The organism is Halomonas elongata DSM 2581, from assembly GCF_000196875.2.
Lineage (GTDB): Bacteria > Pseudomonadota > Gammaproteobacteria > Pseudomonadales > Halomonadaceae > Halomonas > Halomonas elongata.
In genome coordinates this window covers 1,351,666-1,365,721 of sequence record NC_014532.2, presented here as the reverse complement: position 1 = coordinate 1,365,721, position 14,056 = coordinate 1,351,666, and the positions used below count along the sequence as shown (strand labels likewise).

General features: G+C 66.2%; 12 protein-coding genes. 7 read left to right on the top strand and 5 right to left on the bottom strand.

Annotated features, from left to right (window positions below; all coding sequences use genetic code 11):
- Positions 1–30 precede the first annotated feature (30 nt).
- Genes HELO_RS06540 through HELO_RS06530 form a run of 3 tightly spaced genes read left to right on the top strand, consistent with a single transcriptional unit; the run spans position 31 to position 3,246 of the window.
- Positions 31–900: a hypothetical protein gene (locus HELO_RS06540; protein ID WP_013331948.1), complete on the top strand. Its 870-nt coding sequence runs from the start codon at positions 31–33 to the stop codon at positions 898–900.
- Positions 893–1,846 carry a diguanylate cyclase domain-containing protein gene (locus HELO_RS06535; RefSeq protein WP_013331947.1) on the top strand — a complete coding sequence of 318 codons (954 nt, stop codon included), beginning with the start codon at positions 893–895 and terminating at the stop codon, positions 1,844–1,846. Before HELO_RS06540 ends, HELO_RS06535 begins: the two co-directional genes overlap by 8 nt.
- The gene (locus tag HELO_RS06530) at positions 1,843–3,246 is read left to right on the top strand and encodes a bifunctional DedA family/phosphatase PAP2 family protein (protein WP_013331946.1); all 1,404 of its coding nucleotides are present in this window, start codon (positions 1,843–1,845) and stop codon (positions 3,244–3,246) included. The genes HELO_RS06535 and HELO_RS06530 overlap by 4 nt, the downstream gene beginning before the upstream one ends.
- A gap of 211 nt (positions 3,247–3,457) precedes the next feature.
- Here the strand turns inward: HELO_RS06530 and HELO_RS06525 are convergent, their stop codons facing one another.
- From HELO_RS06525 to mpl, 3 genes are all read right to left on the bottom strand, one after another.
- The gene (locus tag HELO_RS06525; protein ID WP_013331945.1) at positions 3,458–4,081 is read right to left on the bottom strand and encodes a LysE family translocator; all 624 of its coding nucleotides are present in this window, start codon (positions 4,079–4,081) and stop codon (positions 3,458–3,460) included.
- 65 nt (positions 4,082–4,146) lie between these two features.
- On the bottom strand, positions 4,147–4,767 hold the full coding sequence (locus tag HELO_RS06520) for a flavin prenyltransferase UbiX (protein WP_013331944.1): 621 nt from the start codon (positions 4,765–4,767) through the stop codon (positions 4,147–4,149).
- Positions 4,757–6,127, bottom strand: coding sequence for a UDP-N-acetylmuramate:L-alanyl-gamma-D-glutamyl-meso-diaminopimelate ligase (mpl, locus tag HELO_RS06515; protein ID WP_013331943.1), 1,371 nt, complete (start codon positions 6,125–6,127; stop codon positions 4,757–4,759). Before mpl ends, HELO_RS06520 begins: the two co-directional genes overlap by 11 nt.
- 219 nt (positions 6,128–6,346) lie before the next feature.
- On the opposite strand from mpl, the gene HELO_RS06510 reads away from it, so the two are divergent.
- Positions 6,347–7,606: a 6-phosphofructokinase gene (locus HELO_RS06510; protein WP_013331942.1), complete on the top strand. Its 1,260-nt coding sequence runs from the start codon at positions 6,347–6,349 to the stop codon at positions 7,604–7,606.
- Between the two features lie 145 nt (positions 7,607–7,751).
- Here the strand turns inward: HELO_RS06510 and HELO_RS06505 are convergent, their stop codons facing one another.
- Positions 7,752–9,476, bottom strand: a complete 1,725-nt coding sequence (locus HELO_RS06505) for a bifunctional protein-serine/threonine kinase/phosphatase (RefSeq protein WP_013331941.1) — start codon at positions 9,474–9,476, stop codon at positions 7,752–7,754.
- A gap of 213 nt (positions 9,477–9,689) precedes the next feature.
- Here HELO_RS06505 and ppa point away from each other — a divergent pair, with 213 nt between their 5' ends.
- A complete protein-coding gene (gene ppa / locus HELO_RS06500) occupies positions 9,690–10,220 on the top strand; it encodes an inorganic diphosphatase (protein ID WP_013331940.1) in 531 nt (176 codons plus the stop codon).
- A 77-nt stretch (positions 10,221–10,297) separates the two neighbouring features.
- Here ppa and HELO_RS06495 read toward each other — a convergent pair whose 3' ends face one another.
- Entirely contained in the window at positions 10,298–11,332 is a 1,035-nt protein-coding gene (locus HELO_RS06495; RefSeq protein WP_013331939.1) for a DUF2333 family protein, read from the bottom strand.
- 188 nt (positions 11,333–11,520) lie between these two features.
- On the opposite strand from HELO_RS06495, the gene dsbD reads away from it, so the two are divergent.
- On the top strand, positions 11,521–13,380 hold the full coding sequence (gene dsbD / locus HELO_RS06490) for a protein-disulfide reductase DsbD (protein WP_109637367.1): 1,860 nt from the start codon (positions 11,521–11,523) through the stop codon (positions 13,378–13,380).
- A 199-nt stretch (positions 13,381–13,579) separates the two neighbouring features.
- Entirely contained in the window at positions 13,580–14,047 is a 468-nt protein-coding gene (gene accB / locus HELO_RS06485) for an acetyl-CoA carboxylase biotin carboxyl carrier protein (RefSeq protein WP_013331937.1), read from the top strand.
- The last annotated feature ends 9 nt before the right edge of the window (positions 14,048–14,056 follow it).

Below are 14,056 nucleotides of genomic sequence, written 5' to 3'. Positions count from 1 at the left end.
GAATCGGGAAGGAGCCCATACTAAGTCACCATGCGGAGCAAGTACAAAACCGGTCTGTTGCGCGCCAACCTGCTGGTCGCGGCGGCACTCGTCGCTCTGCGCGCCATCACTGCCGACGCATGGATCGATGCGATCCTGCTGGGCACGATGACGGCCTGGCTGATAGTGACCAGTGTGCGACTGCCACTCGGCCATCGACGCCTCACCGTCACGCTCTGGCAGTTGCTGCCGGGGCTGTTGCTGGCGGCCCTGCTGTGGGCGGCACCGGAGCGCCACATCGCCTGGATCTGGGTCTGGGCGATCCTGCTGATGTGGCCACAGCCCCCCTGGACGCTGCTGCTTCACGGCTTGCTGGCAGCCATCACCTGGTATGCCCAACGCGAACTTCTCGGCAGCGAGCAGTGGTGGCTGGCCGGCCTCTTGCTGGCCGGCCTGATGGTCTTCGGCCTATCGCGTTCCCGGGCGCTTCAGGCACAACGCTTCGCCACACGCCATCGCGCCAGGCTGGTGGCCGGCTGGCCACTCTGGCCGCGCGCCCGGCTCGAGCGCGACCTGGACCGCGAGCGCCGACGCTCGACCCGGGAGTCAGCACATGTCGAGCTGCTGCTGTTGCGCCTGCCGCCACGCAAACAGCTACCCGCGGTCGGGCGGCTGCGTCATCATCTCCAGCGTTTCGAGAGCTGCTATCGTCTCGATCGAAGCACCCTGGGCGTTCTGTTGATCAGTCGCGATGCCGAACAAGGGGAGCAGCGTCGACAACGCCTGCTCGATGCGCTGGAATCCTCGACGACGGCCCGCGCCATCCCGCTACCCTGCCTGGTATCGCTGGCCGACGAGCGGCATGCCCTGGCCCGGCAGTCACCTTCGCTATGGATCAAGGAGAGCCCGACGCATGCGTGACATCCGCTACCGGCCACTCACCCTGATGCTGGCCATCGGCACCCTGCTGCTGTTGGGACAGGCCCTGTGGTTCTACCTGACAGGCGAATACCACCGCATCCCACCGCCGGCTCTGCTGGCCCCGATCATGCTGGTGGCCACCCTGCTCGCCCCGGTGGGCGGCGACCATACCCGCACCGCCGCGGGCCTGGTGCTGATCTGCGGCTTCCTGCTGATTGCCGTGGAGCTTCCGCGCTCGACGGACCTGGCATCACTGTGGATCGGCCTGCCCCCGGTTCTCGCCCTGCTGCTGCTTCCCCTGGCGCCGGCCCTGCTGCTCAATCTCGGCTTGACGCCGATCTGGATGATTCTGCTGGGCGACCCCTGGCCCGACATCGATGTCCTGCTGACCTACCTGAGCCTGGTGGCCGTCACCCCCCTGGTACCCTGGGGACAACTGCGCCAACGAGCCCTGCTGCATGACACCGACCCACAGGACCCGGAATGTCGGGCTGTCAGCCGCGCTCATCTCCAGGAGCGACTGGCCGGCGAGATCGACCGGACCGCACTGCTCGGTCAGCCCTTGGCCGTTCTGCTGATCCACCTGCCCCAACTGGAGATCGCCGAGGAACAGTTCGGCCCCAAGGCCCGCCAGGCACTGCTCGACGGTTTGTGTCAGGCCATCGCCGGCCGCTACCGCGCCCACGACATCCTGGGGCGAGCCGAGGACAACGTCTTCTGGCTGGTCATGCCGAACACGACCGAGAGCGGCGCCCAACTGGTCCGTCAGCGACTGTCCCGGGCCCTCGAGCCGGTGATACTGGTGGAAACCGGTCCACTGGAAATCCGCTCCGGCCTCGTCATCCGCCACGCCGGAGAAGATGGCTCGGCTTTCGAACGGCGCCTGCACGCCGCGACACGCAGCCTGGCGACCGCTCGGGCACCTGACTCACGGAGACCGCATTGAACTTCACCGACGCCCTCTACCAGCTCTCGCCCTCACCGCCCCTGCTGCTGCTGATTGTCGCCGCCATCGCCCTGGCGGAATCGCTGGCCCTGGTCGGCCTGCTGGTACCCGGTGTGGTACTGATCACCGCTGCCGCTTCCATGGCCGGTCACCAGGAGCTTTCCGTGGCGCTGGTCATTCTCGCGGCCTTTCTCGGCGCCGTGGCCGGTGACAGCCTGAGTTTCTGGCTCGGCTACACCCAGCGCGAAAGGGTCACTGCGCTCTGGCCGCTCTCGCGTCACCCGGAATGGCTTGCGCGCGGCGCGCGCTTCTTCCAGTCGCATGGCTCCCTGTCGGTCTTCCTGGGCCGTTTCGTCGGCCCCGTGCGCCCCATCATCCCCATGATCGCCGGCATGTTGCGCATGCCGCCCCGCACCTTCACCTGGGCCAACCTGATCTCGGCGGCGCTATGGGCACCGGCCTACGTGCTGCCCGGCTACCTGCTCGGCCACGCCTGGCAGCGGCTGCCCGGCCTGCCCGAGGGGCTCAGGCCATGGCTGGCCGGTCTCGGTGGCCTGGTCGTGGCGCTGGCCCTGATCTTCTCCTGGCTGCGCCACCAGACCTACCGTGACGGCCATGTCTATCGCAGCCTGGCCTGGCTGTCCCGGCATCATGCCCTGGGCCGCATGACCTGGCGACTGCTGGCCATCCAGCGCGACCGGGAGCCTCCACTGGCCTCCTGGCTGCTGTTGCTGTCATCGCTCGCCGCGCTGTCGGCCTGGACCCTTATCGTCCTGCAGCATGATGGGCCGCTGCCCATGGACCAACGCCTCAACGCCCTGCTCGGCGCCATATCGATGCCCCGGCTGAACCAGGCCAGCCACATCCTGGCAGAGGTCGGCGACATCCTCGGCATCATCGCTCTGGTCCTGCCCTGGGTGCTCTGGTGGCTATGGAAGCGACGCTGGGACATCCTCGGCCACTTCAGCGCCGGCCTGATCGGCATCGCCCTGCTCAATACCCTCGGCAAGGCGCTGATCGGCCGGGCGCGCCCCCTGACACCGGAACACCTGACCGACTCGCTCTCCTACCCCAGCGCCCACACCTCCACGAGCATCGTCCTGCTTGGCATGGCCGCCGCCTTCACCGCCCGCGAGCTACCACCGACGCGACGCTTCTGGGCCTATTGGGGAGCGATCGCCCTTGCCGTGCCAATGGCACTATCCAGGCTGGTAATCGGCGTGCATTGGCTGAGCGACCTGATCGGCGGCGCCCTGCTGGGACTGGTGGTCTGCGCCCTGGTCCAGCTTGCCTGGCAGCGCAAGCAACGCACGCCGTTGTCGCCCTGCCCCTGGCTCGTACTGGGCAGCGCTTCCCTGGTGCTCGTCATCGCCAGAGTCATCGGCTTGGCGCCGGTATAGTCGCAAGCCGTAAGCCGTAAGTCGTAAGTCGTAAGTCGTAAGTCGTAGGCCAGAATGCTGCCACCAAACGGGCCCGCGGGAAGGGTTTTCTTAAAGCTTACAGCTTCTAACTTACAGCTCCCGAACGAAGTGCAGGGACTTACAGCTTATAGCTTACGGCTTATAGCTCCGGGCGAAGCCCGGTTACAGCTCCCGGCGAAGCCGAGCCGGGTTACCCCAGCGCCAGCCAGATGCCGACGCCCACCATCAGCGTGCCGGCGATGCGGTTGAGCAGGCGCACGTTGCGGCTCTGGCCCAGCAGGTGGCGCAGGGTCTGGCCGCCGGTGGCGTAGGTGACCAGAGCCAGGAACTCGATGGTCAGGATGAGCGCGACCAGCACCACCAGTTGCCCCGCCAGGGGCCGGGAGGCATCGAGAAACGGCGGCAGCAGGGCCACGAAGAAGGCCCAGCCCTTGGGATTGGCCACCGCCGTGACGAAGCCTTGCACCGCCAGTTCGCGCCGCCCCGCCCTGGCCTGGGAGCCCAGTTCATCGGGCACCGCCATGCGCCCCCGGGAACGCCACATCATCACGCCCAGATAGATCAGGTAGGCACCCCCCAGCCACTTGAACACGGCGAACAGCTCGGGTTGACGCAGCATCAACGTTGCCACGCCGGCTCCGGAGGCGACGGCCACCAGCCCCACTCCGGCCAACTCGCCGAGCATCATCCACAGGGTTCGCCGCACCCCCTGGGTCATGCCCAGCACCATGGCCAGCGTCATGCACATGCCCGGCGTCAGGGAAACGAGCAGAAAGGTCGGCACGAAGACCGAAAGCAGGGAAAGGTTGAGCATTTCCATATCCTTATGGGCCCGAACGACAGCCCGTCAAATGGTGACAGGAATGCATGTCGCTGCCGTTACGACGATTCGCCCCAGCGTGGCATCAGGCGATGCGAGATACCCAGTTGATTGAGGATGCGCGCCACGATGAAGTCGATCATGTCCTCCACCCCGCGCGGGTGATGATAGAAGCCCGGTGCCGCCGGCATCACCACGGCCCCCTGGCGAGTCAGGGCCAGCATGTGCTCCAGATGGATCGCCGACAGGGGCGTCTCGCGCGGCACCAGCACCAGGGTACGGCGTTCCTTCAGGGCCACATCCGCGGCACGTTCGATCAGGTTATTGCTGGCACCACAGGCGACGGCCGAGAGCGTGCCGGTGGAACAGGGACAGATCACCATCGCCGAGCTGGCACCCGAGCCAGAGGCCACCGGCGCCATCCAGTCCTCGCGGCCGAAGCAGCGAATCTGGCCGGGCCGCGCGCCGTAGCGCTCGGTAAGCGCCTCCATCAAACGCTCGGGACGCGCCGGCAGGTCACTCTCGGTCTCCGTGGCAATGACCATATGAGCGGCTTTGGAGATCATGACCCAGACCTCGTGCTCGGCGGCCACCAGCACCTCGATCAGACGCAGCCCGTACTGTGCCCCGGAAGCACCGGTGATGGCCACGGTGACGGGTGGTTGCAGCTCATCGGCCATGGGTTTCCTCCAGTGCGGCCAGCAGTCGCTCATGGATTCCGCCGAATCCCCCGTTGGACATCACCACGATACGATCCCCGGCCCGGGCCTCGGCAACCAGCGCAGCCACCAGGGTGTCCAGATCGTCATAGGCTCGGCTCGGCGTCGTGGCGGCCTCGATCACCGGCGCCAATGCCCAGTCCAGTTCCGCCGGCTGATACCAGTACGCCAGATCGGCGCTCGCCACGCTGGCGGCGAGACGTTCCCGCAGCGCGCCCAGTCGCATCGTGTTGGACCTGGGCTCGATCACCGCCAGCAGCCGCCCCTGGCCATCGGTTGCACGCAGCCCATCGAGAGTGGCGGCGATCGCCGTGGGATGATGGGCAAAGTCATCGATCACACGAATGCCCGCCACCTCGCCTCGCAGTTCCTGGCGCCGCCGAGGGGTCTCGAAGCGCGCCAGGGCCTCGCCTCCCCGAGACAGGGAAACGCCACACGCATGGGCGGCGGCCAGCGCGGCCAGGGCGTTGTAGGCGTTGTAGGTGCCGCTCAGGGCCCAGTCGACCACGACCTGTTCGTCGCCATGGCTGACCCGGAAGCGCCCGGCATCGTCCCGCTCGAGCGTCAAGTGCCAGTCGCTGTCCGGGGACTGGCCGAAACGCTCGACCGGCGTCCAGCAGCCCTGTTCGAGCACACGATCCAGCGCCGGCTCACCGTCGGCCACCAGCAGCTTTCCCTTGCCGGGCACGGTACGGATCAGGTGATGAAACTGGCGCTCGATGGCTGCCAGATCAGGGAAGATATCGGCATGGTCGAACTCGAGATTGCCCAGCACAGCGATCTCGGGACGGTAGTGGACGAACTTGGAGCGCTTGTCGAAGAAGGCAGTGTCATACTCGTCGGCCTCGACCACGAAGGGCGCGTCCGACGCTCCCAGACGCGCCGAGATACCGAAATTGCGCGGCACGCCGCCGATCAAGAACCCTGGCGCCAGTCCCGCCGCCTCCAGCAGCCAGGCCACCAGGCTGGCCGTCGTCGTCTTGCCGTGGGTGCCCGCCACGGCGATCACCCGGCGTCCCGGCAGCACATGCTCCGCCAGCCACTGGGGGCCCGATACATAGGGCAACCCCAGATCGAGCAGCGCTTCAACTTCAGGGTTGCCGCGCGACAGGGCATTGCCGACCACCACCAGGTCGGGGCGTGGCTCGAGATTGTCGGCGCTGTAGCCCTCCATCAGCGTGATGCCCGCTTCCTGCAGCTGAGTGCTCATGGGCGGATAGACGCCCGCGTCGGAGCCGCTGACCCGCAGCCCCTGCTCGCGAGCCAGCAGGGCCAGGCTGCCCATGAAGGTGCCACAGATGCCGAGGATGTGAAGATGCATGCCGTCTCCGCAGGAATAGTCGTGCCAGGCGGCCTGGCGGAAAGCGGCAGACTAGCATGGCACCCGCGCCCCCTCCAGCCATCGCGGTGCGAGGCCATGGGATGCAGCCCCCGGGCCGATAAGCTAGAATCCTCGCCTGCTCCGACCCTTCGGCGGCGCTGATACGCGACAGGAGAGTCGCCGCGCGCCCTTTGATGCGACCAGCAACAGGAAAGCCCCATGGCTCAGCACAACGCCTTTTATGCCCAGTCCGGCGGCGTCACCGCCGTGATCAATGCCAGCGCCTGCGGCGTCATCGAAGCCTGCCGGCGCCACGACGACCGCATCGGCAAGGTCTATGCCGGACACAACGGCATCATCGGTGCCCTGACCGAGGACCTGATCGACGTCAGCCAGGAGAGCGACGAAGCCATCGCGGCGTTGCGTCACACGCCGGCCGGCGCCTTCGGCTCCTGCCGCTACAAGCTCAAGGACATCGAGACCCACCGCACCCAGTACGAGCGCTTGATCGAGGTCTTCCGCGCCCACGACATCCGCTACTTCTTCTACAACGGCGGCGGCGACAGCGCCGACACCTGCCTGAAGGTCTCGCAGCTTTCCGAGAAGATGGGCTATCCGCTCACCGCCATCCACGTTCCCAAGACGGTGGACAACGACCTGCCGATCACCGATAACTCGCCGGGCTTCGGCAGCGTGGCCAAGTACATCGCCACCTCGACCCTGGAGGCCTCCCTGGACATCGCCTCCATGTGCGCCACCTCCACCAAGGTCTTCGTGCTCGAAGTGATGGGCCGCCACGCCGGCTGGATCGCCGCCGCCGGCGCCCTGGCCGGCCAGGGCGAGGGCGATCCCCCGCACCTGGTGATCTTCCCCGAGATCGACTTCGACCGCGCCGCGGTCATGGCCCGCGTCGAGGAGTCGGTCAAGAAGTGCGGTTACTGCGTGATCGTGGTGTCCGAAGGAGCCCGCTACGAGGACGGCACCTTCCTGGCGGATTCCGGCAATACCGACGCCTTCGGTCACCGCCAGCTCGGCGGCGTGGCACCGACACTGGCCGGCATGATCAAGCAGGATCTCGGTTACAAGTACCACTGGGCGGTGGCCGACTACCTGCAACGCGCCGCGCGCCACCTGGCCTCCAAGACCGACGTCGACCAGGCCTACGCCGTCGGCGAAAAGGCCGTGGAACTGGCTCTTGACGGACAGAACGCCAAGATGCCCGCCATCAAGCGCATCAGCGACGAGCCCTATGCCTGGACCGTCGAGGCCGCACCGCTGGCCGACGTGGCCAACCGCGAGAAGTTCATGCCCCGGGACTTCATCCGCGAGGACGGCTTCGGCATCACCGAACAGTGCCGGCGCTACCTCGCCCCGCTGATTCAGGGCGAGGACTTCCCGCCCTTCGAGAACGGCCTGCCGAAAGTCGCCAAGCTCGCCAAGCATCGCGTCGAACGCAAACTGCCCGAGTTCAAGCTTTAAGCTTGCGAGCCACGAGCCACGAGCCACGAGCCACGAGCCACGATACGAGATTCTCGTATCGTGGCTCACCACTCACGGATTCCCTACCGATTGCCGCCCTCTTCCATCCCGCTTAGAGGAAGCACAGCAATAAATCAGTGTTGTCCTAACGCAACAACCAGGACAACACCAACAGCAACAGCAAAATCCCCGCCACACCCTGCCAGAAGCGAGTCGGCTCGCGGGACGACTCGACCGCCTCCGACAACTCCCGCGCCTCGCCGCTCGGCCCCCGCAGGGCATGAAGAAATTCCGACAGCCGCCGGAAGCGCAGCGCACGCTGGGGTGCCAGGGCACGGCGCAGAGTGTCATCCAGTGCCGGCGATACCTCGGGATTGAGGGTCCGGGCACTGCGATAGGTCATCTGCTCCAGATCGGTGTGCCGCAGCAGGTCCTTGGTCGGCAGCGAATAAGGCAACTCACCGGTGAACAACCAGTAGACCGTGGAGGCCAGCGAATACTGGTCGCTGCGCCGCCCCACTTCGTCGTCCAGGGCATATTCCGGAGCGCTGTGCTCGGTCAGCCCCACCTGGCGCACCAGGTTACGGGAGCGTCGATGACCATCGACATCGCGCATATGGCAGGCGCTGAAGTCGGCCAGCACCACCTGACCGTGCTTGTCGATCAAGATGTTGTCGGGATGCACCTGCTGGTGCAGCAGATCGCGATGGTGCAACGCCTGCAGGGCCTTGCCCATCTGGATGGCGATATCCAGCCGCTGCGCCAGGCTCGCCTGAGGATGCCGGCGCGCCCAGGCGGTGAGCGTTTCGCCTTCGACATAGGTCATCAGGTAATAGAGGAAACGGCGCGGCCGCGAAGGCTCCATGACCTTGACCACGAAGGGCGAATGCACCCGTTCGACCACCCACTGCTGCAACAGGAAATGCTCCAGGTAGGCATTGCGGGTGGACAGCTCGGGGCTCGGCGCCTTCATCACCATCTCCCGGCCGCTGCGTACATCGCGCACGCGATAGACGCGGGACTGCGCCGTGCGCGACAGCACCGACAGGACCTCGAGACCATCCAGGCGCTCGCCCACCGACAGCTCCGGCGGGATCGGCAGGTCACCGTAGACCTTGCCGGGCCGATCCTCTTCCTCCTCGGGCAACTCATCGATGCGCACCAGCTGAAAGCAGAACTGATCGCCACCGTAGCCCCGCTCCTGGGCGCGCTCCCGGGCGGTCTGCGCCAGGCGTTCGCAGGCCGCGTCGAGGTCGCTGGCATCCTGGCGAATCAGGCCGACATAGTCGGATGGCATCAGGGTGCCCTGCACCGCCTGGGTGGTGAACAGGAAGATATCGCCCTGCTTGAGCGGCAGACGCGCATAGTCGATGTCGATGCTGGCATCCATGCCCAACGCCCGGGAGGGATAGCGATATCCTCCGAGGTCGGTGACGTGATCGCGCGAAAGCTGCTCGAACTCGGCACCGCGCAGGCGGAATACCAGGGTGTCGCCCATATGGAAGAGGTGCGCCTCGCGTCCGCGATAGATCATGACGGACAACGAGCTCACATAGCTGCCATCGCTCACCTGACGGCTCTGACCGAAGCACCAGCCATTGAGCGAACGCAACACACGGTTGACCGAGGTCTTCACGTCCCAATGGTCGGGCGTCGAGAAGTAATCGGCCAGAAAGCCACGCACACTGATGTCGCCGGCCTGCTTGGCCAGGGCGTTGCGGGAAGTGGAGTCGCTGATCAGGGCACAGGCGCCCTTGGTCGACAATTGCAGCACCTCGGGCGTGAGGACCGACATCGAGCTGCGATGCCGACGCCGGTCCGGCGCCACGAAGGCCTGACCGTAACTCAGAGACAATTGCGCGGATGCCAAGACATTCTCCTCGGGCTCGCGGCAAATCGCCGGCCGGGCCGGCTCAACAGGGGGCCATCATACACGTCGTCCGCGATGCTGGCTCGTCCACCAAAGCCGTAATCTCCTAAAAAACCATTTCCCGGGGGGATTGGTAATCCCCCCGGCGGCTTCGTATAATTCGCCGCATTTACTGCCACTCGACCCGGACACTCGCCAGAAAAGGACGCCCTCATGAACTTCGACAACATCCCCGCCGGCAAGGACCTGCCCAACGACGTCTACGTGGCGATCGAAATCCCCGCCAACCATGCGCCGGTCAAGTACGAGATCGACAAGGACATGGGCGCGCTGCTGGTCGATCGCTTCATGGCCACCCCGATGTTCTATCCGGCCAACTACGGCTTCATCCCCCACACCCTGGCCGATGACGGCGACCCCCTCGACGCTCTCGTGGTGACGCCCTATCCGGTCACGCCCGGCAGCGTGATCCGCGCCCGCCCGGTCGGCATCCTCAACATGACCGACGAGGCCGGCGAGGACGCCAAGCTGGTGTGCGTGCCGCATGCCAAGCTGTCCAGCCTCTACGACGACATCCAGGAAGTCACCGACCTGCCGGAACTGCTGCGCCAGCAGATCGCCCACTTCTTCGAGAACTACAAGGATCTCGAGAAGGGCAAGTGGGTTAAGGTGGAATCCTGGGAAGGCGCCGAAGCCGCCCGCAAGGCCATCGAAAAGTCCGTGGCCGCCTACGGCAAGGCCTGATCCAGCGGATCGGCCATCACTCGCGCCATCATGAAAGGGGCCGCCCAGTGGGCGGCCCCTTGTCGTCAACGCCTCTTCTATCCTTCGTTCGACGGCGCTTCGGCGCCAGATCCCTCCACCGGCGCCGCCACCCCCTCGGCCAGCTCGCGCACCAGATCGCGAGCCCGGAGCACATGATTGGCCATCACCAGGGAGTGATTGGCGAAGATGCCGAAGCCCGAGCCGTTGAGCACCACCGGGCTCCACAGGCGACGCTGGCTACGCTCCAGCTCCGCCGCCAGGGCGTCCCAACGCTCGGCAAGCCCGGCGGCTTCCAGCACGTCCGCCTGGTCGCGACGCATCGCCGCCAGCAGGTGGCGCAGCGCCCAGGCCTGTCCTCGAGCCTCGAAGAAGACATTGTCGACGCGGTACCAGGGCGTCGACTCCGGCAGCGATGCCACCGGCACGCCCAGTTCGGCAAGCCGCTCCTTGTCGCCGACACTGGCGGAGAGCCGCCCTCCCATCTCGTCGAGCTCCTTGGCCACCTGCGACAACCAGGGTGCCAGCCCCTTCCCATCGTCACCGAAGCCGGCATGTCCGGGCTCGCCGAGCTGGACCAGATAGGCGTCGAGATCGTCGAGCGCCTGGCGAATACGGTGTTCCGTGGACGGATAGAGCCAGTCGCGACCATCGCCACGCAGCCGGGTCGCCGTCGCCTCGAATGTCTCGGCCGACCCATCCGCCAGTGCCGGCATGGCGGCCACCAGGGTGCGCGCCTGACGCAGCACGCCGTACTCCCAGGCCGGCATGTTGTCGAGCCACAGGCCCGGCGGTGCGATGTCGTTGCGCAGATAGCCGCCGGGCTTGTCGATCAGGGTCGCCAGGGTGGTCCGCAGGCCGGCGACGGTCACCGCACCCCTCGCAGCCGTTCCGCCATCACGCTGCTCGGCCACCGCCTGCTCAACATCGAAGCCCGCCGGGGTCCGACTCCACCACACGCCCAGCGCCACCGTCACCACCAGATACAGGATCAGCAGCACCAGCAACGGTTTCCAGATCCAGCCATACTGCGGACGCTCCAGCACCTCGTCCTTGCTGCGGCGGCGATTCGTGGTCTTGTTCGTCAATCCCATTTGCGCATTTCCCTGCCGTGTAGATGAAGGGCCGAACGTCCATGACATGACGCCATGCCGCTCGAATACGTTATCCTGACACCTTCATGAATGCCTCAGCAGTTGAGCATAGCGGCACAGGCCCGGAACCCCAAGCCATCTCGGCAGTCTCAATCGCGCCATCCATGCCCTCGGAGAAAGGAAACCCCGTGTCACAGCTTCGTCGTCTTGCCTGCCTTGTTCTGTTGCTATTGCCCATGGCGGCCCAGGCCGAATGGTTTTCCTCAAACGACGGCTCGGACTTCCTGCCGGTCATGGAAGCGTTCCAGCCCAGCGTCTGGCATGACGGCGATACCCTGAAGATCGGTTTCGAGAATGCCGACGGCTACTATCTATATCGCCACCAGTTCGACGTCGCTTCCCGGGATCCGAACGTCACCCTGGGCGAACTCGAGCTCCCGCCCGGCGAGGCCAAGACCGATGAGTTCCTCGGCGATGTCAACGTCTACTACGACCGCGTGGTTCTAGAAGCCCCTCTCGACACGCCTCACCAGGGCCCCCTGGATCTGACGCTGACCTTCCAGGGATGCGCCGACGCCGGCCTGTGCTATCCGCCCGAGACCATCGAGCTTCAGGCACCGGAAGGTCAGGCACCGGCCGCCTTCGCCGATTGGCAAGCGCCCTCCGCAGGCAGCGGAACAGCCACCCGCTCGACGGCCTCCCAGACCACCGGACTGACGGCCGGCGACGCTCCTCGCAGCGAGGACGGCCACTTCAACGCCCTGATCCGCGATGCCAGCCTGCCCCTGGTGCTGGGCCTGTTCCTGCTCGCCGGCCTGGGACTGACCTTCACGCCCTGCGTGCTGCCCATGGTGCCGATCCTGTCGTCGATCATCGTCGGCCAGAATCCCAGCCGCCCTCGCGCCTTCGCCCTCTCGGCCAGCTACGTGGCCGGTATGGCGATCACCTATGCCGTGGTGGGCATGCTCATGGGCCTGTTCGGCGCCGGCCTGAACCTGCAGGCCAGGTTGCAATCCGCACCGGTGCTGATCGTCTTCGCCATCCTGTTCGGGCTCTTCGCGCTGGCCATGTTCGGCGTCTTCAACCTGCGCCTCTCTCCCCGCCTGGCGAGTCGTCTCGATGCCTGGCAGGACAAGGCCCAGCACAGCGGGCCCATCGGCCTGGCGCTGGCCGGCGCGCTCTCGGTGCTGGTGGTCTCGCCCTGCGTCTCCGCCCCCCTGGCCGGCGCCCTGGTCTTCATCTCGTCGACCGGCGATGCCCTGGTGGGCGGCGCCGCCCTGCTCGCCCTCGCCCTGGGCATGGGGATTCCCCTGCTGCTGGTCGGCACCTTCGGCACCACCCTGCTGCCACGCACCGGCCCCTGGATGAATGGCGTCAAGAGCGCCTTCGGCATTCTTTTGCTGGGCGTGGCGATCTGGCTGGTCGCGCGGTTGCTGCCGGGCGCTGTCGTGCTCTTGTTGTGGGCCGCCCTGGCCATCGGTACGGCACTGGCGCTGGGCGCCCTGAACCCCGGCCAGGCCCAGGGCTGGCCACGGGTTCGCCAGGCCGCGGGGCTGTTGCTGCTGACCTGGGGCATCACCCTGGTGATCGGTGCCTCGCGCGGCGCCCAGGACCCGCTTCGCCCCCTCGCGCCAGCCGGAGCCACCCTTTCCGCCGCATCGACCGAGACCGCCCCACAGGAGGTCACGGTGGTCGAGAGTCTCGACGAACTGCAGGCGGCGCTGGCCGCCTCCGACCAGCCCGCCATGGTCAATGTCACCGCCGAGTGGTGCATCTCCTGCACGATCATGGAGCGGGATGTCTTCCCCGCCCCTCGGGTCGTGGCCGCCCTCGAGGGCTTCCGGCGCATCGACGTCGATGTCACCGAAAGCGGCGAGACCAGTCGCGAAGTGCTCGATCACTTCGGCCTGTTCGGCCCGCCGGGCCTGCTATTCTTCGACGGGAACCGCGAGCTGCGCGAGGCGCGTGTACAGGGCGAAATCGACGCCCCCGACCTGGCCACGCACCTGCGCGAAATCGCCGCCTGGATGCAACGGAACAAGGCCTGATCGGCCAGCATCGGACTGTTAAACGAACAGCGTTCGTCACTGGCTGGACATCCACGTCGATTTTCGGCAAACTCCGCTGACATCAGCCATTACGGCGCCTAGAGACGGCAAAGCACGCCAACTTGCCGCGATCTATTAAGAAATCGCCCGGGTTGACAGCGCCGGGCAGCCCCCAGAACCCACTGATCGAGACAACGTCATGGATATCCGCAAGGTCAAGAAGCTGATCGAGCTACTGGAAGAGTCGAACATCAGCGAGATCGAGATCCAGGAAGGCGAAGAGTCGGTTCGCATCAGCCGCCATCCCAATGGCACAGAACATCCGCAGCCCGCCGCGCCCGCCTGGCCGGCAACGGCCGCTGCACCGGCACCGCAACCGGCCGCCGCGCCCGTCGAATCCCCCGCCGAGGTCGATGAAGGCCCCGCTTATCAGGGCCAGCCAATCGTCTCGCCCATGGTAGGCACCTTCTATCGCGCACCGGCACCGGGCGCCAAGGCCTTCGTCGAACTCGGCCAGAGCGTCAAGAAAGGCGAGACCGTGTGCATCGTCGAGGCCATGAAGATGATGAACCAGATCGAGGCCGACCGCGACGGCGTGGTCGAGGCGATCCTGGTCGAGGACGGCGAGCCGGTCGAGTTCGAGCAACCGATGGTCGTCATTTCCTGATCTTCCCAC